We start from the raw sequence: 21,747 nt of genomic DNA, 5'->3' as shown, positions 1-21,747 counted from the left end.
TGCAGCCTTCTTCCCGCATTACAGTCTCAACGGCCATGACCTATACCAGCTCTACCGTTCGCGTGCCTGACGTCGGCGTCGTGCCGCGTCACATCGCGATCATCATGGACGGCAACGGCCGTTGGGCGACCGAACGCCGCCTGCCGCGCGTCGCGGGGCATACCCGCGGCGTGGACGCCGTGCGGGCGGTCGTCGAAGGCTGCGCGCGTGCCGGCGTCGAATACCTGACGCTGTTCGCGTTCAGCTCGGAAAACTGGCGGCGGCCGAACGACGAAGTGTCGTTCCTGATGCGTCTGTTCATCACCGCGCTCGAGCGCGAGGTCGGCAAGCTCCATGCGAACGGGATCCGCCTGCGCGTGGTCGGCGATCTCGATCGTTTCGAGCCGCGCATCCGCGACCTGATCCGCCGCGCCGAAACCAAGACCGCGCGCAATACGCGCCTCACGCTCACCATCGCCGCGAACTACGGCGGCCGGTGGGACATCCTGCAGGCGACGAAGAAACTCGTCGAGCAGGCATTGCGCGAGGGCCGCGAGGTGGAAATCAGCGAGGCATCGTTCGCGCCCCACCTGGCGATGGCCTACGCGCCGGAACCCGATCTCTTCATCCGCACCGGCGGTGAGCAGCGCATCAGCAACTTCCTGCTGTGGCAGCTCGCGTACGCCGAATTCTATTTCACCGACAAATACTGGCCGGATTTCGACGGTGCCGCGCTGGCCGACGCGCTGGCGTCGTACACCGAGCGCGAGCGCCGGTTCGGACGCACGAGCGCGCAGGTCGAGTCGCAGTCGCAGAACGCCGACTCCCTTTCATGCTGAAAACCCGTGTAATCACGGCGATCGTGCTGCTGGCGGTGCTGCTGCCGGTCACACTGTTCGCGCCGTTGATGGCGTTCGGCGCGCTGATCGGCGTCGTGCTGGTGTTCGCCGCGTGGGAATGGGCGCGCCTGCTGAAGCTGCGCGGCGCCGGCCCGATCGTCTACGCGGCCGTTGCCGCGCTGGCGCTGTTCGCGACCACCCGGCTCGGCGTCGGCGATGCCACATCCCGTCCCCTTTTTGCGGCAGCCGGCGTGTTCTGGCTGCTGGTCGGCCCGTTCACGCTCAGTCGCAAGCCGGTGCTCGCCGGCGGCGTATGGCGGCCATTCCTGCTGGTGGCCGGCGTCGTGATCTTCGCGGCCTGCTGGCATGCGCTCGTCGCCGCGCGCGCGCAGGGCGTGCCGTTCGTGCTGTCGCTGCTGCTCGTCGTCTGGCTGGCCGACATCGGCGCATATTTCGCGGGCAAGGCCTTCGGGAAGCGTAAACTCGCAGTGACGATCAGCCCCGGGAAGAGCTGGGAAGGGGCCGTCGGCGGCTGGCTCGCCGTGATGATCGTCGCGAGCGTCGCGATGGCCGCGCACCTGTTCGAGCCGACACTTTTTTCCGCCTTTGCCGCGCAGTTCGGCGGGCCGGGCGCCTGGGCCGCACTGACGCTGCTCGTCGCGTACAGCGTGATCGGCGACCTGTTCGAGTCGCTGCTGAAGCGCCAGGCCGGTGTGAAGGACTCGAGCGGGCTCCTGCCGGGACACGGCGGTGTGCTCGACCGCGTCGACGCGCTGCTGCCCGTGCTGCCGCTCGCGATGCTGCTGTTTCACGGTTAAAACCTACACTTCTGTTATGCAAAAACGCCTGACATTGCTCGGTTCCACGGGCTCGATCGGAGACAGCACGCTCGACGTGGTCGCGCGCCATCCGGAGCGCTTTTCGGTTTACGCGCTGACGGCGCACCGCAACGGCGACAAGCTGGTCGCCCAGTGCCTGCGCTTCGCGCCCGAAGTGGCCGTGGTCGGCGATGCCGGGACGGCCGCGCAGGTCGAAGCGCAACTGCGCGCGGCCGGCAGCAAGACCGAGGTGGCCTACGGGCCGCAGGCGCTCGTCGACGTGTCGAAGAGCGACCAGTGCGACACCGTCGTCGCGGCGATCGTCGGCGCGGCCGGCCTCGCACCGAGCCTCGCGGCCGCGCGTGCCGGCAAGCGCATCCTGCTCGCGAACAAGGAATCGCTCGTGATGTCGGGCGCGATCTTCATGGACGCGGTGCGCGACCACGGCGCGATCCTGCTGCCGGTCGACAGCGAGCACAACGCGATCTTCCAGTGCATGCCGCGCGACGCGGCCGAGCACGGCGGGATCGCGAAGATCATCCTGACCGCGTCGGGCGGCCCGTTCCGCACCCGCGAGCCGGCGACGCTCGTCGACGTGACGCCCGACCAGGCATGCAAGCATCCGAACTGGGTGATGGGCCGCAAGATCTCGGTCGATTCCGCGACGATGATGAACAAGGGCCTCGAGGTGATCGAGGCGCACTGGATCTTCGGGCTGCCGGGCGACCGGATCGACGTGCTGATCCATCCGCAGAGCGTGATCCATTCGCTCGTGTCGTACCGCGACGGCTCGGTGCTCGCGCAGCTCGGCAACCCCGACATGCGCACGCCGATCGCGCACGCGCTCGCCTACCCGGACCGCGTCGACGCGGGCGTCGAGCAGCTCGACCTCGCGCAGATCGCGCAGCTGTCGTTCGAGAAGCCCGACTACGCGCGCTTCCCGTGCCTCGCGCTCGCGCTGAAGGCGCTGGCTGAAGGCGGCATCGCGAGCGCCGCGTTGAACGCGGCGAACGAGATCGCGGTCGAAGCGTTTCTCGAGCGCCGGATCGGCTTCATGGCGATCGCGTCGACGGTCGACGCAGTCCTCAACGCACTGCCGAACCGCGCGCCGAACGGGCTCGACGACGTCCTGGCGGCGGATGCCGAGGCACGCCGCCTCGCCGCCGAGATCATTGCCAAAGCGCCTGCGCCACGCGTGGAGCGCACTGCCTGAATGAGGTGCTCATGAACGTGCTGGTTGAACTGATCGCGTTTGCAGTGGCGATCGGGGTACTGGTCGTCGTGCATGAGTACGGGCATTATCGCGTCGCGCGCTGGTGCGGCGTGAAGGTGCTCCGTTTCTCGATCGGCTTCGGCCAGCCGGTCGCACGGTGGGTCAGCCGCAAGACGGGCACCGAGTGGACGCTGTCCGCGCTGCCGCTCGGCGGCTACGTGAAGATGCTCGACGAGCGCGATCCAGGCCCCGGCGTAAAGCCGGAAGAGCTCGGGCAGGCGTTCAATCGCCAGTCGGTCGGCAAGCGCATCGCGATCGTGGTGGCCGGGCCGATTGCCAACTTCCTGCTGGCAATCGCACTGTTTTCCGTTGTTTTCGCAACCGGCGTGACCGAACCCGCGGCGATCATCGCGCCGCCGGCGGCCGGCACGGTCGCGGCCCGGGCCGGCTTCGACGGCAGCGAGACGATCGTGTCGATCCGCGACGCGCAGGGCGGCGACGCACAGCCGGTGCGCTCGTGGTCGGACCTGCGCTGGAAGCTCCTCGCCGCCGCATTCGATCATCGGGAAGTCGTGCTGGGCGCCCGCGATGGCGGTGCGTCGACCTACGATTTCCGCGTCGACCTGCGCCATGTGCCGGAAAACGCGCTCGACGACGATTTCATGCTGCGGCTCGGCTTCGATACGGGCGGCGGCGCGCTGTCGGTCGCGTCGGTGCAGCCGGGCAGCGCGGCCGAGCGGGCCGGCCTGAAGGGCGGCGATACGCTGCTCGCGCTCGACGGCGAGCGGATCGGCGGCGCGTCGCGCTTCATCGACGCCGTGAAACACCATGCGGGCAAGCCGCTCACGCTCAGCATCGGGCGCGGCGGGGCGACGCAGACGGTCACGATCGTGCCGCAAGTGCAGCGCGACGACGAAACCGGGCAGCAGGTCGGCCGCATCGGCGCCGCGCTGTCGATGCACACCCCGAGCGTCGACGTGCGCTACGGGCCGCTCGAGAGCCTGAAGCTCGGCGCACGCCGCACGTGGGACATCTCGGTGTATTCGCTGCGGATGTTCGGGCGGATGATCACCGGCGACGCATCGCTGAAGAACCTGTCCGGCCCGGTGACGATTGCTGACTATGCAGGCAAGAGCGCGCGGCTCGGTCCGTCGGCGTTCCTGTCGTTCCTCGCCCTTGTCAGCATTAGCCTTGGCGTACTTAACTTGTTGCCGATTCCCGTTTTGGACGGGGGGCATCTGTTATATTATCTGGTTGAAGCCGCGACCGGTAAAGCCGTATCGGAGCGCTGGCAGCTGATTCTGCAAAGAGCCGGGTTGATCTGCATCGTCGCATTGTCGGCGATCGCGCTGTTCAACGATCTGGCTCGGTTAATCCATTTCTGAAGCGTCAGGCGGCGGCCGCAGGGCAGCCGCCTGATTCGATGCAGCTAAATATTGGGGATGCATGTTGTTCAAACCTCATCGCTTTGTACCTAAGACAGTCGCAGCGGCGGCGCTCGCTGCGCACGGCCTCGCGGCGCATGCAGCGGCACCGTTCGTGGTGCAAGACATCAAGATCGAGGGCTTGCAGCGCGTCGAACCCGGTTCCGTGTTTGCCTACCTGCCGATCAAGCAAGGCGACACGTTCAACGACGACAAGGCATCCGAAGCAATCCGCGCGCTGTACGCGACGGGCTTTTTCAACGACGTGCGCATCGCCACCCAGGGCAACGTCGTGATCGTGCAGGTGCAGGAGCGTCCGGCGATCGCGTCGATCGACTTCACCGGCACGAAGGAATTCGACAAGGACAACCTGACGAAGGCGCTGCGCGCGGTCGGTCTCGCGGACGGCCGCTACTACGACAAGGCGCTCGTCGACAAGGCGGAGCAGGAGCTCAAGCGCCAGTACCTGACGCGCGGCTTCTACGCGGCCGAGGTCAAGACGACGGTCACGCCGGTCGACGCGAACCGCGTGTCGATCCTGTTCGCCGTGGCCGAAGGCCCGAGCGCGAAGATCCGCCAGATCAACTTCATCGGCAACAAGGCGTTCAAGACGAGCACGCTGCGCGACGAGATGCAGCTGTCGACGCCGAACTGGTTCTCCTGGTACACGAAGAACGACCTGTACTCGAAGGAAAAGCTCACGGGCGACCTCGAGGCCGTGCGCTCGTACTACCTGAACCGCGGCTACCTCGAATTCAACATCGAGTCGACCCAGGTGTCGATCTCGCCGGACAAGAAGGACATGTACCTGACGGTCACGCTGCACGAAGGCGAACCGTACACGGTGTCCGGCATCAAGCTCGCGGGCAACCTGCTCGACCGCGAGGCCGAGCTGACCAAGCTCGTCAAGGTCAAGCCGGGCGACCGCTTCTCGGCCGAGAAGCTGCAGCAGACGACGAAGGCGATCGTCGACAAGCTCGGCGAATACGGCTACGCATTCGCGACCGTCAACGCGCAGCCGGACATCGATCAGGCGAACCACAAGGTGAACCTGACGCTCGTCGTCGATCCGAGCCGCCGCGTGTACGTGCGCCGCGTCAACGTCGTCGGCAACACGCGCACGCGCGACGAGGTCGTGCGCCGCGAAATGCGCCAGCTCGAGAGTTCGTGGTTCGATTCGAACCGCCTCGCGCTGTCGAAGGACCGCGTGAACCGTCTCGGCTACTTCACCGACGTCGACGTGACGACGGTGCCGGTCGAAGGCACGAACGACCAGGTCGACGTGAACATCAAGGTCGCGGAAAAGCCGACCGGCGCGATCACGCTGGGCGCAGGCTTCTCGTCGACGGACAAGGTCGTGCTGTCGGCGGGCGTGTCGCAGGACAACGTATTCGGCTCGGGCACGAGCCTCGCGGTGAACGTCAACACCGCGAAGAGCTACCGGACGCTGACCGTCACGCAGGTCGACCCGTACTTCACGGTCGACGGCATCAAGCGGATCACCGACGTCTACTACCGCACGTACCAGCCGCTCTATTATTCGACGAGCTCGAGCTTCAAGATCGTCAGCGCGGGCGGCAACCTGAAGTTCGGCATTCCGTTCTCGGAAGTCGACACCGTCTACTTTGGCGCGGGCTTCGAGCAGAACCGTCTCGACGTCGATTCGAACACGCCGCAGAGCTACCAGGATTACGTGAACCAGTTCGGCCGCGTGTCGAACACGGTGCCGCTGACGGTCGCGTGGTCGCGCGACGCGCGCGACAGCGCGCTGATTCCGAGCCGTGGCTACTTCACGCAGGCGAACATGGAGTACGGCGTGCCGGTCGGCAAGATCCAGTACTACAAGGCTGACCTGCAGGCGCAGTATTACTACTCGTTCTCGCGCGGCTTCATCCTGGGCATGAACCTGCAGGGCGGCTACGGCAACGGTATCGGCAATCCGTACCCGATCTTCAAGAACTACTACGCGGGCGGTATCGGCTCTGTGCGTGGCTACGAGCCGAGCTCGCTGGGCCCGCGCGACACGAAGACGAACGACCCGATCGGCGGCTCGAAGATGGTCGTCGGCAACATCGAGCTGACGTTCCCGCTGCCGGGCACCGGCTACGACCGCACGCTGCGCGTGTTCACGTTCCTCGACGGCGGTAACGTCTGGGGCAACGCACCGGGCGGCACCAGCACGGGCGCGAACGGCCTGCGTTACGGCTACGGTGTCGGTCTCGCGTGGATTTCGCCGATCGGCCCGCTCAAGCTGAGCCTCGGCTTCCCGCTGCAGAAGCACGAAGGCGACCAGTACCAGAAATTCCAGTTCCAGATCGGGACGGCGTTCTGACGAACGCTCATGACAACAGCACGAGAGGGTAATTTTGCTAACCGGTAAGTTTTCGAAACGAGTGATGTGTGCGCTGACCGTTGCGCTGGCCTTGGGCGCGGCGACGGTGCACGCACAGGACGTCGCCCGCATCGCGGCGGTCAATTCGGATCGGATCCTGCGCGAGTCCGTGCCCGCGAAGGCGGCGCAGACGAAGCTCGAAGCCGAGTTCGCGAAGCGCGACAAGGATCTGCAGGAGCTGGCGGCGCGCCTGAAGTCGATGTCGGACTCGCTCGACAAGAACGGCGCATCGCTGTCGCCGGCCGACCGCGCGCAGAAGCAGCGCGATCTCGCGCAGCTCGACACCGATTTCCAGCGCAAGCAGCGCGAGTTCCGCGAGGACCTGAACCAGCGCCGCAATGAAGAGCTGGCGGCCGTGCTCGAGCGTGCGAACAAGGTCATCAAGCAGATCGCCGAACAGCAGAACTACGACCTGATCGTGCAGGAAGCCGTGTACGTCAGCCCGCGCATCGACATCACCGACAAGGTGCTCAAGGCGCTCGCGTCCGGCTCGCTGAACTGAACGGAGCAGACGACGAATGGCATTGACGCTTGAGGAACTCGTAAAGCGGTTCGGCGGCGAGATCGTCGGCGACCGCCAGTGCCAGGTCAGCGGCCTTGCGCCGCTCGACCAGGCCGCCCCCCAGCAGCTCGCGTTCCTCGCGAACCCGAAATATCTGTCGCAGGTCGAGACGACCCGTGCAGGCGCGGTGCTGATCGCGCCGAAGGATCTGGACAAGCTCGGCGCGGCCGCAAACGGCCGCACGTTCATCGTGACGCCGAATCCGTACGCGTATTTCGCGCGCGTCGCACAGATGTTCATCGACCTCGCCACGCCGCCGCGCGCCGCGGGCGTGCATCCGGGCGCGACGATCGATCCGGCCGCGCAGGTCGCCGCGACCGCGGTGATCGGTCCGCACGTGACGATCGAGGCGGGCGCGGTGATCGAGGACGGCGTGCAGCTCGACGCGAACGTGTTCGTCGGTCGCGGCACGAAGATCGGCGCCGGTTCCCACCTGTATCCGAACGTGTCGGTCTATCACGGCTGCCGGATCGGCCCGCGTGTGATCATCCACTCGGGCGCGGTGATCGGTTCCGACGGTTTCGGCTTCGCACCGGATTTCGTCGGCGACGGCGATGCGCGCACCGGCAGCTGGGTCAAGATTCCGCAGGTCGGCGGCGTGTCGATCGGCCCGGACGTCGAAATCGGCGCGAACACGACGATCGACCGCGGCGCGATGGCCGACACGGTGATCGACGAGTGCGTGAAGATCGACAACCTGGTCCAGATCGGCCACAACTGCCGGATCGGCGCGTACACGGTGATCGCCGGCTGCGCGGGCATCGCCGGCAGCACGACGATCGGCCGCCACTGCATGATCGGCGGCGCGGTCGGCATCGCCGGCCACGTGACGCTCGGCGACTACGTGATCGTCACCGCGAAGTCGGGCGTGTCGAAGTCGCTGCCGAAGGCGGGCATCTACACGAGCGCGTTTCCCGCCGTCGAGCACGGCGACTGGAACAAGAGCGCCGCGCTCGTGCGCAACCTCGACAAGCTGCGCGACCGCATCAAGGCGCTCGAAACCGCGCTGGCCGCCAAGGGCGGCGACACGGACGCATAACCGACACCATGCGACACCATGAACCGGGCAGGAACAGCGCGTACCGCCCGGTTCGATCGACAGGGCCGGGCGCCGGCCCGCATCGGCATTTGCTTCACCACCGCGCAGCCTCTGCGTGAGACGAACCATCATGAGCACTGAAAAAATCAATCTCGACATCCACAAGATCCTCACGCTGCTGCCGCATCGCTACCCGATTCTGCTCGTCGACCGCGTGCTCGAACTCGAGCCGCACAAGGGCATCAAAGCGCTGAAGAACGTGTCGATCAACGAGCCGTTCTTCCAGGGGCATTTCCCGAAGCGGCCGGTGATGCCGGGGGTGCTGATTCTCGAAGCGCTCGCGCAGGCCGCGGCGCTGCTGACGTTCTCGGAAGAGCAGCCGAAGGATCCGGAGAACACGTTGTACTACTTCGTCGGGATCGACGGCGCGCGCTTCAAGCGTCCGGTCGAGCCGGGCGACCAGCTGATTCTGAACGTGACGTTCGAACGCTACATCCGCGGCATCTGGAAGTTCAAGGCGGTGGCGGAAGTGGACGGCAAGGTGGCGGCGGAAGCCGAGCTGATGTGCACGGTCAAGACGGCCGACGCGGCGCCCTGAGCGACGCGGCACGCATCGCAACGCAACGCGACTACTCACACTGAGAGGCAACGGCGCATGACCAGGATTCATCCCACGGCGATTGTCGAGCCGGGCGCGCAGATCGACGAATCGGTCGAGATCGGCCCGTACGCGATCGTCGGCCCGCACGTCACGATCGGCGCGCGCACCACGATCGGTTCGCACAGCGTGATCGAAGGCCACACGACGATCGGCGAGGACAACCGCATCGGCCATTACGCGTCGGTCGGCGGCCGGCCGCAGGACATGAAGTACAAGGACGAGCCGACCCGGCTCGTGATCGGCAACCGCAACACGATCCGCGAATTCACGACGATCCATACGGGCACCGTGCAGGATGCGGGCGTTACGACGCTCGGCGACGACAACTGGATCATGGCCTATGTGCACATCGGCCACGACTGCCGGGTCGGCAGCAATGTGATCCTGTCGAGCAACGCGCAGATGGCGGGCCACGTCGAGATCGGCGACTGGGCGATCGTCGGCGGCATGTCGGGCGTGCACCAGTTCGTGCGCATCGGCGCGCACTCGATGCTCGGTGGCGCATCGGCGCTCGTGCAGGATGTGCCGCCGTTCGTGATCGCGGCCGGCAACAAGGCGGAGCCGCACGGCATCAACGTCGAAGGGCTGCGCCGCCGCGGTTTCTCGGCCGATGCGATCTCGGCGCTGCGCAGCGCGTACCGGCTGCTGTACAAGAACGGCCTGTCGCTCGAGGAAGCGAAGGTACAGCTGCGCGAGCTGGCGGAAGCCGGCGGCGACGGCGACGCGCCGGTCAAGGCGCTCGTCGCGTTCATCGACGCGTCCCAGCGCGGCATCATCCGCTAAGCGATGCCACTCACGACCAACCAGTTGCGGCTCGCGATGGTGGCAGGCGAGCCGTCGGGCGACCTGCTCGCGGCTTCGCTGCTTGGCGGGCTGCGCGAGCGGCTGCCGGCGTCGGCCCACTATTACGGGATCGGCGGCCAGCGGATGATCGCGCAAGGCTTCGACTCGCACTGGCAGATGGACAAGCTGACGGTGCGCGGCTATGTCGAGGCGTTGGGGCAGATTCCCGAGATCCTGCGGATTCGCGGCGAGCTGAAGCGCCAGCTGCTCGCCGAGCGGCCGGACGCGTATATCGGCGTCGACGCGCCGGACTTCAACTTCAACGTCGAGCAGACGGTGCGCGACGCGGGCATTCCGGTGGTCCACTTCGTGTGTCCGTCGATCTGGATATGGCGGGGCGGCCGGATCAAGAAGATCGCGAAATCGGTCGATCACATGCTGTGCCTGTTCCCGTTCGAGCCAGCGATTCTCGACAAGGCGGGTGTCGCGTCGACCTATGTCGGCCATCCGCTCGCCGACGAGATTCCGCTCGAGCCCGATATGCAGGGCGCGCGGATTGCGCTCGGCTTCCCCGCGGACGGCCCGGTGATTGCAGTGCTGCCCGGCAGCCGGCGCTCGGAAATCTCGCTGATCGGCCCGACGTTCTTCGCGGCGATGGCGCTGATGCAGCAGCGCGAGCCGGGCGTGCGCTTCGTGATGCCGGCGGCGACGCCGGCGCTGCGCGAGTTGCTGAAGCCACTCGTCGACGCGCACCCGCAACTCGCGCTGACGATCACCGATGGCAGCGCGCAGGTCGCGATGACGGCGGCGGACGCGATTCTCGTCAAGAGCGGCACCGTGACGCTCGAGGCCGCGCTGCTGAAGAAGCCGATGGTGATCTCGTACAAGGTGCCCTGGCTGACCGGACAGATCATGCGCCGGCAGGGCTACCTGCCGTATGTCGGCCTGCCGAACATCCTCGCAGGGCGCTTCGTCGTGCCGGAGCTGCTGCAGCATTTCGCGACGCCGGAGGCGCTGGCCGACGCGACGCTCACGCAGCTGCGCGACGACGCGAACCGCCGCACACTCACTGAAATCTTTACCGAAATGCATCATACGCTGCGGCAGAACACAGCCGCGAAGGCCGCCGAAGCGGTCGTTCGCGTGCTCGAACAGCGCAAGGGGCGCGGCGCATGACGGCTGCACGTGCAACGCGTCGCCGCGCGCCGGCCGACGCGCAGGGCGGCTTCGACTTCAGCCGGCCCGACGAGATCGTCTGTGGCGTCGACGAGGCCGGCCGCGGACCGCTCGCGGGCCCGGTGGTGGCCGCCGCGGTGATCCTCGATCCCGCACAGCCGATCGACGGGCTCGACGATTCGAAGGCGCTCTCCGCGAAAAAGCGCGACGCGCTGTACGAGCTGATCGTCGGGCGTTCGCTTGCGTACTGCATCGCGTCGGCGAGCGTCGAGGAAATCGACACGCTGAACATCCTGCACGCGACCATGCTCGCGATGAAGCGGGCCGTCGAAGGGCTCGCGGTCGCGCCGACGCTTGCGCAGATCGACGGCAACCGCTGCCCGACGCTGTCGGTGCGCGCCGAGGCGATCGTCAGCGGCGACGCGCTGGTGCCGAGCATCTCGGCGGCGTCGATTCTCGCGAAGGTCACGCGTGACCGCATGCTCGTCGACCTGCACGCGCGCTTCCCGGTCTACGGATTCAACGTGCATGCGGGCTACGGCACCGCGAAACACCTTGCCGCGCTGCGCGAGCACGGGCCGTGCGAAGCGCATCGGCGCACGTTCGCGCCGGTCCGCGCGGCACTCGACATGATTCGATGAAAGTCATTACTTCACGCGACAACCCGCTGTACAAGCGCCTGAAGGCGCTCGCGGGTTCGACGCCCCATCAGCGCCGCAGCGGCCAGGCGCTGCTCGAGGGATTCCACCTCGCAAGCGCGTATCTTGACACGGGCGCGACCCCCGAGCTGTGCATCGCGACCGAAGGCGCATTGGGCCACGACGAGGCACAGGCAATCGTCGCGCGCATCGACGCGCACCGGCTCGTCACGTTGCCCGATGCGCTGTTCGGACAGCTGTCGAATGTCGTCAACGGGGTCGGCTTCCTGCTGCTCGTCGACCGGCCGTCCGAGCCGCTGCCCGCACGCGTGGCCGATACGTCGGTCGTGCTCGACGGTGTGCAGGACGCCGGCAACGTCGGCTCGATCCTGCGCAGCGCGGCGGCGGCCGGCGTGAAGCACGTGTTCTGCGCACCGGGCACTGCGTACGCGTGGTCGTCGAAGGTGCTGCGCTCGGGCATGGGTGCGCATTTCCTGCTGACGATCCATGAGGACGTCGAAGCGGATGCGCTTGGCCGGCGGATCGGCGTGCCGGTCGCGCTGACGGATTCGCATGGCGCGCAGGCAATCTACGATTGCGACCTGGCCGGGCCGGTCGTCTGGGTGTTCGGCAACGAGGGCGCCGGCGTGTCGGCATTCTGGCGCGACGCCGCGACGCATCGCGTGACGATTCCGCAGCCGGGCGGGATGGAGTCGCTGAACGTCGCAGCCGCGGCGGCCGTCTGTCTGTTCGAGCAGGTGCGGCAGCAGCGCCGCACGTGACGGTGCGGGGCGGCGACGCCGCACCGCCGTCGAACTGTCAAACCCATGGAAAAAGGCCGCGTATCGATCGAACGCGGCCTTTTGCTTATCCGGGCGGACCGTCCTGCGTGGACGGTCGCGCCGCGTCAGTACGACTGACGCTCGAGGCGGATTTCCTGCAGGATCGTCGTCGCGATCTCCTCGATCGACTTGTGCGTCGACGACAGCCACTTGATCCCTTCGCGGCGCATCATCGCCTCGGCCTCGTTGATCTCGTAGCGGCAGTTCTCGGGCGCCGCGTACTTGCTGCCGGGCCGGCGCTCGTTGCGGATCTCCGACAGGCGCTGCGGGTCGATCGACAGCCCGAACAGCTTGTCGCGATGCGGGGAGAGCGCCGACGGCAGCTTGCCGCGCTCGAAATCCTCCGGAATCAGCGGATAGTTCGCGGCCTTCACGCCGTACTGCATCGCGAGATACAGGCTCGTCGGGGTCTTGCCGCTGCGCGACACGCCGACCAGGATCACGTCGGCCTCCGACAGGTTGCGGTTCGACTGGCCGTCGTCGTGCGCGAGCGAGAAGTTGATCGCCTCGATCCGCGTCTTGTACTCCTCGGTGTCCGCATTCTGGTGGCCGCGGCCCATCGCGTGGCTCGATTTCAGCTGCAGTTCCTGCTCGAGCGGCTCGACGAAGCGCTGGAACATGTCGAGCACGAGCGCGTTCGAGCGCTTGACGATCTCGTTCGACTCGCTGTCGACGAGCGTCGTGAACACGATCGAGCGGCGGCCGTCGTGCACGGCGGCCTCGTTGATCTTCTCGACGGTCGAATACGCCTTGTCGAGCGAATCGACGAACGGCACGCGCACGAGGCGGAATTTCTGGTCGAACTGGGAGAGGATCGAATGCGCGAAGGTTTCGGCAGTGATCCCGGTGCCGTCGGAGACGATGAAAACGGTAGGCAGCATGAATCTGGGCGTCGAACGTGAAGGGCGGTTGCGCGGGCGGCTGGAGGTCGCATTCCAGACGCAATGCAGATGCAATGACGATGCTGCGACAAGGTCGCGCCACATCCGGCAGCCGGCACGGTAGAATAGCGGCAACCTGTTGGATAAGCAATTGCGGGGACAGTGCGCGAATCGCGCCGGATCCCGGCCGCAAGTAATCGAAAATTCCCGGCAAGTTCGGCGATGTGGCTGCAAGCCTCGCCTTTCTGCCGGGATTTTTGCAAATCGGGTCGGAAGAATCTCCGAAGCCGCGATTGTTTATCTAACAGGTTGCGCAAGACGCGCCGCGCCTTTTTGCAAGCGCCCGCGTCCGAGCCCACTTGCGCGATCGAGCATTTTTTTCACACTTAGGGGCTTGTATGACTAACGCAGCAAACGTCGCAAAGGACCAGGCGTATGTAATTCCGTTCGAGCAGTTGCGGATGACCGATGTGGAAATCGTGGGCGGCAAGAATGCGTCGCTCGGCGAGATGATCAGCCAGCTTGCGTCGGCAGGCGTGCGCGTTCCCACCGGTTTTGCCACGACCGCGCTCGCGTTCCGCGATTTCCTCACGCACAACGACCTTACCGACCGCATCGCGAAGCGTCTCGAGTCGCTCGACATCGACGACGTGAAGGCGCTTGCCGAAGCCGGCGCGGAGATCCGCAAGTGGATCGTCGACGCGCCGATGCAGTCGCGCCTCGAGCAGGAAATCCGCGAGCAGTTCGAAGTCCTGAAGAACGGCTCGCCGGGCGAGCTGTCGTTCGCCGTGCGCTCGTCCGCGACCGCGGAAGACCTGCCCGACGCATCGTTCGCGGGCCAGCAGGAGTCGTACCTGAACGTCGTCGGCGTCGAGGACGTGCTCGATCGCATGAAGCACGTGTTCGCATCGCTGTATAACGACCGCGCGATCTCGTATCGCGTGCACAAGGGCTTCACGCACGCCGAAGTCGCACTGTCGGCCGGCGTGCAGCGCATGGTCCGTTCGGACGTCGGCGCAGCCGGCGTGATGTTCACGATCGACACCGAGTCGGGCTTCAAGGACGCCGTGTTCATCACGTCGAGCTACGGCCTGGGCGAAACGGTCGTGCAGGGCGCGGTGAACCCGGACGAGTTCTATGTGTTCAAGACCACGCTCGCGCAGGACAAGTACCCGATCATCCGTCGCTCGATCGGCTCGAAGCTGATCAAGATGGAGTTCACGCAGCCGGGCGAGCCGGGCCGCGTGAAGACGGTCGACGTGGCGCACGAGCAGCGCAATCGCTACTCGATCACCGACGAGGACGTGATCGAGCTGGCGAAGTACGCGGTGATCATCGAGAAGCACTACCAGCGTCCGATGGACATCGAGTGGGGCAAGGACGGCCGCGACGGCAAGATCTTCATCCTGCAGGCGCGTCCGGAAACGGTGAAGAGCCAGGCAAGCGGCAAGGCCGAGCAGCGCTTCAAGCTGAAGGGGCAGTCGCAGGTGCTGGCAACGGGCCGTGCGATCGGCCAGAAGATCGGCGCGGGCCCCGTGCGCGTGATCCAGGATCCGTCGGAAATGGAACGCGTGCAGCCGGGCGACGTGCTGGTGGCCGACATGACCGACCCGAACTGGGAGCCGGTGATGAAGCGCGCGGCGGCGATCGTCACGAACCGCGGCGGCCGGACCTGCCACGCGGCGATCATCGCGCGTGAGCTCGGCGTGCCGGCAGTCGTCGGCTGCGGCGATGCGACCGACGTGCTGAAGGACGGCGCGCTCGTCACGGTGTCGTGCGCGGAAGGCGACGAAGGCAAGATCTACGACGGGCTGCTCGAGACGGAAGTCACCGAAGTGCAGCGCGGCGAACTGCCGGAAATCCCGGTGAAGATCATGATGAACGTCGGCAACCCGCAGCTCGCGTTCGACTTCTCGCAGCTGCCGAACGCCGGTGTCGGCCTCGCGCGTCTCGAGTTCATCATCAACAACAACATCGGCGTGCACCCGAAGGCGATCCTCGAGTACCCGAACATTGATCAGGATCTGAAGAAGGCGGTCGAGAGCGTTGCGCGCGGCCATGCGTCGCCGCGTGCGTTCTACGTCGACAAGCTGACGGAAGGCATCGCGACGATCGCCGCGGCGTTCTACCCGAAGCCCGTGATCGTGCGGATGTCCGACTTCAAGTCGAACGAGTACAAGAAGCTGATCGGCGGTTCGCGCTACGAGCCGGACGAGGAAAACCCGATGCTGGGTTTCCGCGGCGCATCGCGCTACATCGCCGACGACTTCGCGCAGGCGTTCGAGATGGAGTGCATCGCGCTCAAGCGCGTGCGTGACGAGATGGGCCTCGCCAACGTCGAGATCATGGTGCCGTTCGTGCGGACCGTGAAGCAGGCGGAGCGCGTCGTGAACCTGCTCGCGAAGTACGGCCTGAAGCGCGGCGAGAACGACCTGCGCCTGATCATGATGTGCGAAGTGCCGACCAACGCGATCCTCGCCGAAGAGTTCCTGCAGCACTTCGACGGTTTCTCGATCGGCTCGAACGACCTGACGCAGCTCACGCTCGGCCTCGACCGCGATTCGGGCATGGAACTGCTCGCCGTCGATTTCGACGAGCGCGACCCGGCGGTCAAGTTCCTGCTGAAGCGTGCGATCGACACCTGCCTCAAGATGGGCAAGTACGTCGGCATCTGCGGTCAGGGCCCGTCCGATCACCCGGACTTCGCGCAGTGGCTGACCGACGAAGGCATCGTATCGATCTCGCTGAACCCGGACACGATCATCGATACGTGGCAGGCGCTCGCCGCCCGCAAGTAATGGTCCGTAACGGTCGGTAACGGTCCTTCGACGGGGCCCGGCGGCGCCGCGATTTCGTCGAAGGCAGACCGCAAGGTTCATGCTATAAACACCCCGGTAAGCACCGGGGTGTTTTTGCTTGTAGGGGACCGCATTCTGCTTGGGGGAGATCACATGATGTCAGCGCATCTGTTCTGGTGGATCGGGGTCGGCGTGCTGGTCGTTGCCGAACTGCTGACGGGGACGTTCTACCTGCTGATGATCGCGCTCGGCTTCCTCGCGGGCGGGCTGCTGCTGCTGGCCGGCTTCGCGCCGCACGTGCAGATCGGCGCGGCTGCCGCGGTCGCGATCGTCGCGATGGTCCTGCTGCGCCGCTCGGGGCTCGGGCGCAAGCAAAAGCGCGACACGTCGACCAATCCCGACGTCAATCTCGATATCGGCGAGACCGTCACGGTCGACGCGTGGCGTGATCGCCGCGCGCGCGTCCAGTATCGCGGCGCCGATTGGGACGTCGAGCTGGCCGACGGCGAGCGCGACGATGCGCGCGTGTATCAGGTGCATGCCGTGCGCGGCAGCTGTCTCGTGGTCGTGGCGAAACCCGCGGGCTGATCGTCCGCTGACAACAAGGAGGGAACGCTTCATGGACTCGCTGATCATCTGGGTCGTCCTGCTCGTCATCGCAATCGTGATCGTGTCGAAGACGGTGAAGATCGTGCCGCAGCAACATGCGTGGGTGCTCGAACGCTTCGGGCGCTATCACGCGACGCTGTCGCCCGGTCTCAACATCGTGCTGCCGTTCGTCGACCGCATCGCATACCGGCACGTGCTGAAGGAAATCCCGCTCGACGTGCCGAGCCAGGTCTGCATCACGCGCGACAACACGCAGCTGCAGGTCGACGGCGTGCTGTACTTCCAGGTGACCGATCCGATGAAGGCGTCGTACGGGGCGAGCAACTTCGTGCTTGCGATCACGCAGCTCGCACAGACGACGCTGCGCTCGGTGGTCGGCAAGCTCGAGCTCGACAAGACCTTCGAGGAGCGCGATTTCATCAACCACAATATCGTGTCGGCGCTCGATCAGGCTGCGTCGAACTGGGGCGTGAAGGTGCTGCGCTACGAGATCAAGGACCTCACGCCGCCGAAGGAAATCCTGCATGCGATGCAGGCGCAGATCACCGCGGAGCGGGAGAAGCGCGCGCTGATCGCGGCGTCCGAAGGGCGCAAGCAGGAGCAGATCAACCTCGCGTCGGGTGCGCGCGAAGCCGCGATCCAGAAGTCCGAGGGCGAGCGGCAGGCCGCGATCAACCAGGCGCAGGGCGAGGCCGCGGCGATTCTCGCGGTGGCCGAGGCGAACGCACAGGCGATCCAGAAGATCGCGAACGCGATCCAGTCGCAGGGCGGGATGGATGCGGTGAACCTGAAGGTCGCCGAGCAGTATGTCGGCGCGTTCTCGAATCTCGCGAAGCAGGGCAACACACTGATCGTGCCGTCGAACCTGTCGGATCTCGGCACCGCGATCGCGTCGGCGCTGTCGATCGTCAAGCACGCGGGGCCGGCGGGAGCCGGCACGCCGGCCGGCAAGGCCTGAGCGCACGTCCGGGCGTGACGCTGACGCCGCTGAGGCTCAGCGTGCGGCGAATTGCCGCCCCGATTGCCGCCCGGATTGCCGCCCGGATTGCAGCCCGGATTGCAGCCCGAATGGCCGTGCGGCACGCGTTGCGCGGATCGGCGCCCGGTGCGGCATGAAGTCGCGCTTCGACGCGGGCTGGCCGACGTTCACCGGGTGATCCCGTTGCGCAAAAAACACGAAGGCCCGCTCATGGCGGGCCTTCGTGTTTGCGATGCAGCCGCAGGCGTCTGGCGTCAGGTGCCCGCACGCATGATGCGCGCCTTCTCGCGTTCCCAGTCGCGTTTCTTCTCGGTTTCGCGCTTGTCGTGCAGCTTCTTGCCTTTCGCGAGGCCGATGTCGCATTTCACGCGACCGCCCTTGTAATGGAAGTTCAGCGGCACGAGCGTGTAGCCGCGCTGCTCGACCTTGCCGATCAGTTTCTTGATCTCCTCGGCGTGCAGCAGCAGCTTGCGGGTGCGTACCGGATCGGGCTTGATGTGCGTCGAGGCCTCGGGCAGCGGGCTGATGTGCGTGCCGATCAGGAAGATCTCGGCGTTCTTCACGACCACGTAGCCTTCCTTGATCTGGCCCCGCCCGGCGCGCAGCGCCTTGACTTCCCAGCCCTCGAGCACGAGCCCCGCCTCGTAGCGTTCCTCGATGTGATAATCGAAGTGCGCTTTCCTGTTGTCGATGATGCTCATGAAAGGATCGGGCCAACTCGTTTAAAATCACGATTTTAGCAAAGCGGGGCGAGAATCGCCCGGCTTGCGTTCTCACCTTTGCGATGCCGCGCGATTTATGGCAGATGTCCAGAAAACCGTATTGATCCGCCATTCGGCGGAACAGATGTTCGACCTCGTCACCGACGTTGCCGACTACCCCAACTTCCTGCCGTGGTGCGGCGGCGTCGAGATCCGGCGCCAGGACGAGAACGGGATGGAGGCGCGCATCGACATCAATTTCAAGGGCATCAAGCAGCACTTCGCGACCCGCAACTCGCAGCAGCGCCCGACGCGGATCGACATGCAGTTCGCGGATGGCCCGTTCAAGAAGTTCACCGGCTCGTGGCGCTTCACGCCGCTGCGCGCCGACGCGTGCAAGATCGAGTTTGCGCTGCACTACGAGTTCTCGAACATCATCCTCGAGAAGATCATCGGGCCCGTGTTCAGTCATATCGCGAACACGTTCGTCGATTCGTTCGTCAAGCGGGCGGATCAGCGCTATGGCAAGGGGTGACGCGATGCTGTCGATCGAAGTCTGTTACGCGCTGCCCGATCGCCAGACGCTGATTCCGGTCACGCTGGCGGACGGCGCGACCGTCCGCGAGGCGATCGACGCGAGCGGCGTGCTCGCGCTGCATCCGGAAATCGATCTCGCGCATGCGAAGACGGGCGTATTCGGCAAGCTCGCGCCGCTCGACGCCGTGCTCGCCGACCACGACCGCGTCGAGATCTACCGGCCGCTGACCGTCGACCCGAAAGTCGCGCGCCAGCGCCGCGTCGAGAAATCCCGCCGCGAGGGCTCCGTCGAGGGGCGCAAGTGGCAGCACAAGGATTCGCGCTGACGCGCGCGATTGGCCCGTGCGATTGACGCGTGCGACTGCTGCCGGCGATCGCACCGGCGCCTGCATCTGTCGTTCCCGATTCGTCCGATGAAACCCGCCGCGCTCAGTGCGCGGTGAGGTTCGGATTCAACGGATCGTCCTTCGCGTGCGCGGCGCTGTGCCGGCGCACGGACCCGTAAACACCCGCCAGCAGCAGCACGAGCGCCGCGATCTCGAGCACGCGCGGCAGCCGGTGGTCATAGACGAACGCGTACAGCAGCGCGAACACGGTTTCGAACACGATCAGCTGGCCCGACAGCGTGAGCGGCAGGCGCTTCGACGCGGCATTCCACAGCCCGTTGCCGAGCCACGACGCGCCGACCGCGAGCCCGAGGTTCAGCAGCCAGAACAACTGCCAGCGCGACGCGGGCAGCGCCTGCTGCACCGTGCCGGCGGGCAGCGCGAGGATCGCGATCCAGCAGAGCCCGCCGATCAGCCCCGTCACGACGCCCCACAGCACCGACCATTCGTTGCCGTCGAAATGATGGTGGCGTTGCAGGTAGCGTGCGTTCGCCACCGCGTACCAGGTCCAGCTCGCGAGCGCGCCGGTCGCACACGCGATGCCGGCGAGCTTCTGGCCGAGCGTCGTCGCGTGCGCGGCCTCGGACGTGAACAGGTCGACGTTGATGCAGGCGATCCCCGCGACGACGAGCGCGAGCGGGCCCGCGAGCCGTTTGAGCGGCACCGCGCCGTGGTCGCCGAGGCCCGCGAGCGTGACGGTCACGGGTAGCACGCCGACGATCAGCGAGCTTGGCGCGATGCCGATCAGGTGCACCGCGCCGGACAGCAGCATGTAGTAGGCGACGTTGCCGACGAGCGCGAGCTTCACGAGCGCGACGAGATCGGCGCGGGTAACGCGCGTGAACAGCGATCGGGCGGCCGGTAGCGCGGCCGCGACCGACACGAGGCCATACATCGCGTAGCGGCCGACGCTTAGCAGCAGCGGCGAAAAATCCGTCAGGAGCCGCGGTACCAGGAACACCATGCCCCACAGGGCCCCCGCCATCACACCAAACACCACACCGCGCTGCATCGACTTCTCCGACTGAATCACTGACGAGCGCGCATCTTAGCGAGGTCGTCGGGCGCGCGTCTTGTTCATTCCTGCACTCGGTTCGCTTCGGCGTGCGGTGGGGCAGTGCGGGCTCGTGCTCCTCGTTCTGAAGATGCAGCGCTCAACGTTCCGACGAATCGGCCGATCCTGCCGCATCGCCGCCCGTCTGCGCGGCGCGCGCGGGACGCCGCACGGCCCGCACCTTGCCGCTGTTGCCGCCGCCGCAGAAGAACCGGTCCCCGCCGTCGGATTCGAGCCCCGACACGCCGACACCCGGTGGCATCTCGAGCCTTTCGAGTACGTCGCCCGAGCGTGGATCGAGCCGCCTCAGCTCGCTCTGGTCGCCTTCCCACGTGCCGTGCCACAGCTCGCCGTCGACCCACGTCACGCCAGTGACGAAGCGGTTGGATTCGATCGTGCGCAGCACCGCGCCCGTTTGCGGATCGACCTGATGAATCTTGCGCGCGCGGTACTCGCCGACCCAGAGCGTGCCTTCGGCCCACGCGAGCCCCGAGTCGCCGCCGTCGCCCGGCGCCGGAATCGTCGCGAGCACGCGGCCTGTCTGCGGATCGAGCTTCTCGATCCGGTTCTCGACGATCTGGAACAGGTGGCGGCCGTCGAACGCCGTGCCCGCATCTGCGGCGACGTCGAGCGAGCGGAGCATCGTCCCGCTGGCGGGGTCGAGTGCATTGAGCCGGTCGCCGGACGCGAACCAGATGTTCTGTCCGTCGAACGTGACCCCGTGCACGCCGTCGACGCCCGGAAAGGGGCCATATTCGCGGATGATTTCTGCTGCGGAGTGTTTCATGTCGGTTTCCTCGTCTTTGGGTAACGACATCCTAGTCACCGGGCAGCGGCACGGGGAGTAACAACGTCGTCGCGAATCCCGGCATCGGTGGCGTCATCCAGCGGCGCGCGCGGCCGCGGCCGAATGTCTGCACCTTGCCGGCGGCCGCGAGCGCGTCGAGCGCGCGCTGTACCGTGCGCTGGTTCGCGCCGAGCGCCAGCGCCAGCGCGGAACTCGACCACGCCTCGCCGTCGGCGAGCAGCGCGAGCACGACCGCATGCCGGTCGTCGACGGGCCGGGCAAGCACGGCGACCTCGCGCTCACCGAGCGGCATCAGCGCGAAGCCGCGCTTGGTCGCGGTCACGTCCGCGAGCGGCCGCAGCATCGCGCGCAAGCGGCCGATCTCGACGCGCAACCGCGCGCGATGCGTGTCGTCCGCGTGTTTCGTGCGGAACGCGTGCGCGATCAGCGCATCCCTCGGCAGGTCGTCTGGCCATGCTTCGGCGAGCGCGCGCGCCAGTGCGAACAGCACGGGCCGCCGCGCGAGCGGCACCGTCGTGCGCGTGTCGCGCACCGCGTGGCGGCACGCGTCCACGACGAGCGTGTTCGATGCGAGCAGCGTCTCGACCTCGTCGAGCAGCAGGGGCCGCGTGTCGCCGCGGGCGATCAA

Annotated in this window: 21 protein-coding genes and 1 pseudogene; 17 read left to right on the top strand and 5 right to left on the bottom strand. The window is 66.4% G+C overall.

Translation table 11 applies throughout. The features are described from left to right. The first annotated feature begins 35 nt into the window (after window positions 1–35). The 12 genes from uppS to G3N94_RS26090 all read left to right on the top strand — a co-directional run bounded on the left by uppS (window position 36) and on the right by G3N94_RS26090 (window position 12,306). The gene (uppS, locus tag G3N94_RS26145; RefSeq protein WP_124598583.1) at window positions 36–818 is read left to right on the top strand and encodes a polyprenyl diphosphate synthase; all 783 of its coding nucleotides are present in this window, start codon (window positions 36–38) and stop codon (window positions 816–818) included. Next, window positions 812–1,636, top strand: a complete 825-nt coding sequence (locus G3N94_RS26140) for a phosphatidate cytidylyltransferase (protein ID WP_205795433.1) — start codon at window positions 812–814, stop codon at window positions 1,634–1,636. The genes uppS and G3N94_RS26140 overlap by 7 nt, the downstream gene beginning before the upstream one ends. A gap of 16 nt (window positions 1,637–1,652) precedes the next feature. After that, window positions 1,653–2,849: a 1-deoxy-D-xylulose-5-phosphate reductoisomerase gene (locus tag G3N94_RS26135; protein WP_205795432.1), complete on the top strand. Its 1,197-nt coding sequence runs from the start codon at window positions 1,653–1,655 to the stop codon at window positions 2,847–2,849. An 11-nt stretch (window positions 2,850–2,860) separates the two neighbouring features. Then, a complete protein-coding gene (gene rseP, locus G3N94_RS26130; RefSeq protein WP_205795431.1) occupies window positions 2,861–4,234 on the top strand; it encodes an RIP metalloprotease RseP in 1,374 nt (457 codons plus the stop codon). Window positions 4,235–4,295: 61 nt separating this feature from the next. Further along, window positions 4,296–6,605, top strand: coding sequence for an outer membrane protein assembly factor BamA (gene bamA, locus G3N94_RS26125; protein ID WP_205795430.1), 2,310 nt, complete (start codon window positions 4,296–4,298; stop codon window positions 6,603–6,605). 64 nt (window positions 6,606–6,669) lie between these two features. Next, entirely contained in the window at window positions 6,670–7,167 is a 498-nt protein-coding gene (locus tag G3N94_RS26120; protein WP_205795429.1) for an OmpH family outer membrane protein, read from the top strand. 16 nt (window positions 7,168–7,183) lie between these two features. Further along, window positions 7,184–8,266 (top strand): UDP-3-O-(3-hydroxymyristoyl)glucosamine N-acyltransferase, encoded by a 1,083-nt coding sequence (gene lpxD, locus G3N94_RS26115; RefSeq protein ID WP_205795428.1) that lies wholly within the window; start codon window positions 7,184–7,186, stop codon window positions 8,264–8,266. A 130-nt stretch (window positions 8,267–8,396) separates the two neighbouring features. Continuing rightward, window positions 8,397–8,864: a 3-hydroxyacyl-ACP dehydratase FabZ gene (gene fabZ, locus G3N94_RS26110; RefSeq protein WP_205795427.1), complete on the top strand. Its 468-nt coding sequence runs from the start codon at window positions 8,397–8,399 to the stop codon at window positions 8,862–8,864. 57 nt (window positions 8,865–8,921) lie between these two features. Continuing rightward, window positions 8,922–9,710 (top strand): acyl-ACP--UDP-N-acetylglucosamine O-acyltransferase, encoded by a 789-nt coding sequence (gene lpxA, locus G3N94_RS26105; protein ID WP_205795426.1) that lies wholly within the window; start codon window positions 8,922–8,924, stop codon window positions 9,708–9,710. A 3-nt stretch (window positions 9,711–9,713) separates the two neighbouring features. Beyond that, window positions 9,714–10,886 carry a lipid-A-disaccharide synthase gene (gene lpxB / locus G3N94_RS26100; protein ID WP_205795425.1) on the top strand — a complete coding sequence of 391 codons (1,173 nt, stop codon included), beginning with the start codon at window positions 9,714–9,716 and terminating at the stop codon, window positions 10,884–10,886. Then, entirely contained in the window at window positions 10,883–11,527 is a 645-nt protein-coding gene (gene rnhB / locus G3N94_RS26095) for a ribonuclease HII (RefSeq protein ID WP_205795424.1), read from the top strand. The genes lpxB and rnhB overlap by 4 nt, the downstream gene beginning before the upstream one ends. Beyond that, a complete protein-coding gene (locus G3N94_RS26090; protein WP_205795423.1) occupies window positions 11,524–12,306 on the top strand; it encodes an RNA methyltransferase in 783 nt (260 codons plus the stop codon). The genes rnhB and G3N94_RS26090 overlap by 4 nt, the downstream gene beginning before the upstream one ends. A 125-nt stretch (window positions 12,307–12,431) precedes the next feature. Here the strand turns inward: G3N94_RS26090 and G3N94_RS26085 are convergent, their stop codons facing one another. After that, window positions 12,432–13,247: a pyruvate, water dikinase regulatory protein gene (locus G3N94_RS26085; RefSeq protein WP_205795422.1), complete on the bottom strand. Its 816-nt coding sequence runs from the start codon at window positions 13,245–13,247 to the stop codon at window positions 12,432–12,434. Between the two features lie 398 nt (window positions 13,248–13,645). Here G3N94_RS26085 and ppsA point away from each other — a divergent pair, with 398 nt between their 5' ends. The 3 genes from ppsA to G3N94_RS26070 all read left to right on the top strand — a co-directional run bounded on the left by ppsA (window position 13,646) and on the right by G3N94_RS26070 (window position 17,612). After that, a complete protein-coding gene (ppsA, locus tag G3N94_RS26080; RefSeq protein ID WP_205795421.1) occupies window positions 13,646–16,045 on the top strand; it encodes a phosphoenolpyruvate synthase in 2,400 nt (799 codons plus the stop codon). 153 nt (window positions 16,046–16,198) lie between these two features. Continuing rightward, window positions 16,199–16,633, top strand: coding sequence for an NfeD family protein (locus G3N94_RS26075; RefSeq protein WP_205795420.1), 435 nt, complete (start codon window positions 16,199–16,201; stop codon window positions 16,631–16,633). A 31-nt stretch (window positions 16,634–16,664) separates the two neighbouring features. Continuing rightward, complete coding sequence (locus G3N94_RS26070; RefSeq protein ID WP_205795419.1) at window positions 16,665–17,612, top strand: SPFH domain-containing protein; 948 nt, start codon at window positions 16,665–16,667, stop codon at window positions 17,610–17,612. A gap of 275 nt (window positions 17,613–17,887) precedes the next feature. Here G3N94_RS26070 and smpB read toward each other — a convergent pair whose 3' ends face one another. Continuing rightward, entirely contained in the window at window positions 17,888–18,334 is a 447-nt protein-coding gene (gene smpB / locus G3N94_RS26065; protein ID WP_017331942.1) for an SsrA-binding protein SmpB, read from the bottom strand. A 97-nt stretch (window positions 18,335–18,431) separates the two neighbouring features. Between smpB and G3N94_RS26060 the strand changes: the two genes are divergently transcribed. Then, window positions 18,432–18,869, top strand: a complete 438-nt coding sequence (locus G3N94_RS26060) for a type II toxin-antitoxin system RatA family toxin (protein WP_124598554.1) — start codon at window positions 18,432–18,434, stop codon at window positions 18,867–18,869. Window positions 18,870–18,873: 4 nt separating this feature from the next. After that, a complete protein-coding gene (locus G3N94_RS26055; RefSeq protein ID WP_205795438.1) occupies window positions 18,874–19,197 on the top strand; it encodes an RnfH family protein in 324 nt (107 codons plus the stop codon). 103 nt (window positions 19,198–19,300) lie between these two features. Here the strand turns inward: G3N94_RS26055 and G3N94_RS26050 are convergent, their stop codons facing one another. The 3 genes and pseudogenes from G3N94_RS26050 to G3N94_RS26040 all read right to left on the bottom strand — a co-directional run. After that, complete coding sequence (locus G3N94_RS26050; RefSeq protein WP_205795418.1) at window positions 19,301–20,269, bottom strand: DMT family transporter; 969 nt, start codon at window positions 20,267–20,269, stop codon at window positions 19,301–19,303. Between the two features lie 142 nt (window positions 20,270–20,411). Further along, on the bottom strand, window positions 20,412–21,098 hold the full coding sequence (locus G3N94_RS26045) for a PQQ-binding-like beta-propeller repeat protein (protein WP_205795417.1): 687 nt from the start codon (window positions 21,096–21,098) through the stop codon (window positions 20,412–20,414). A 31-nt stretch (window positions 21,099–21,129) separates the two neighbouring features. Further along, window positions 21,130–21,747, bottom strand: a pseudogene (locus G3N94_RS26040) (helix-turn-helix domain-containing protein); the annotation flags it as partial.

It is taken from the genome of Burkholderia sp. Ac-20353, from assembly GCF_017104785.1.
Classification (GTDB): domain Bacteria; phylum Pseudomonadota; class Gammaproteobacteria; order Burkholderiales; family Burkholderiaceae; genus Burkholderia.
The sequence above is the reverse complement of the archived record's forward strand: the minus strand, read 5'-3'. Positions and strand labels throughout refer to the sequence as shown.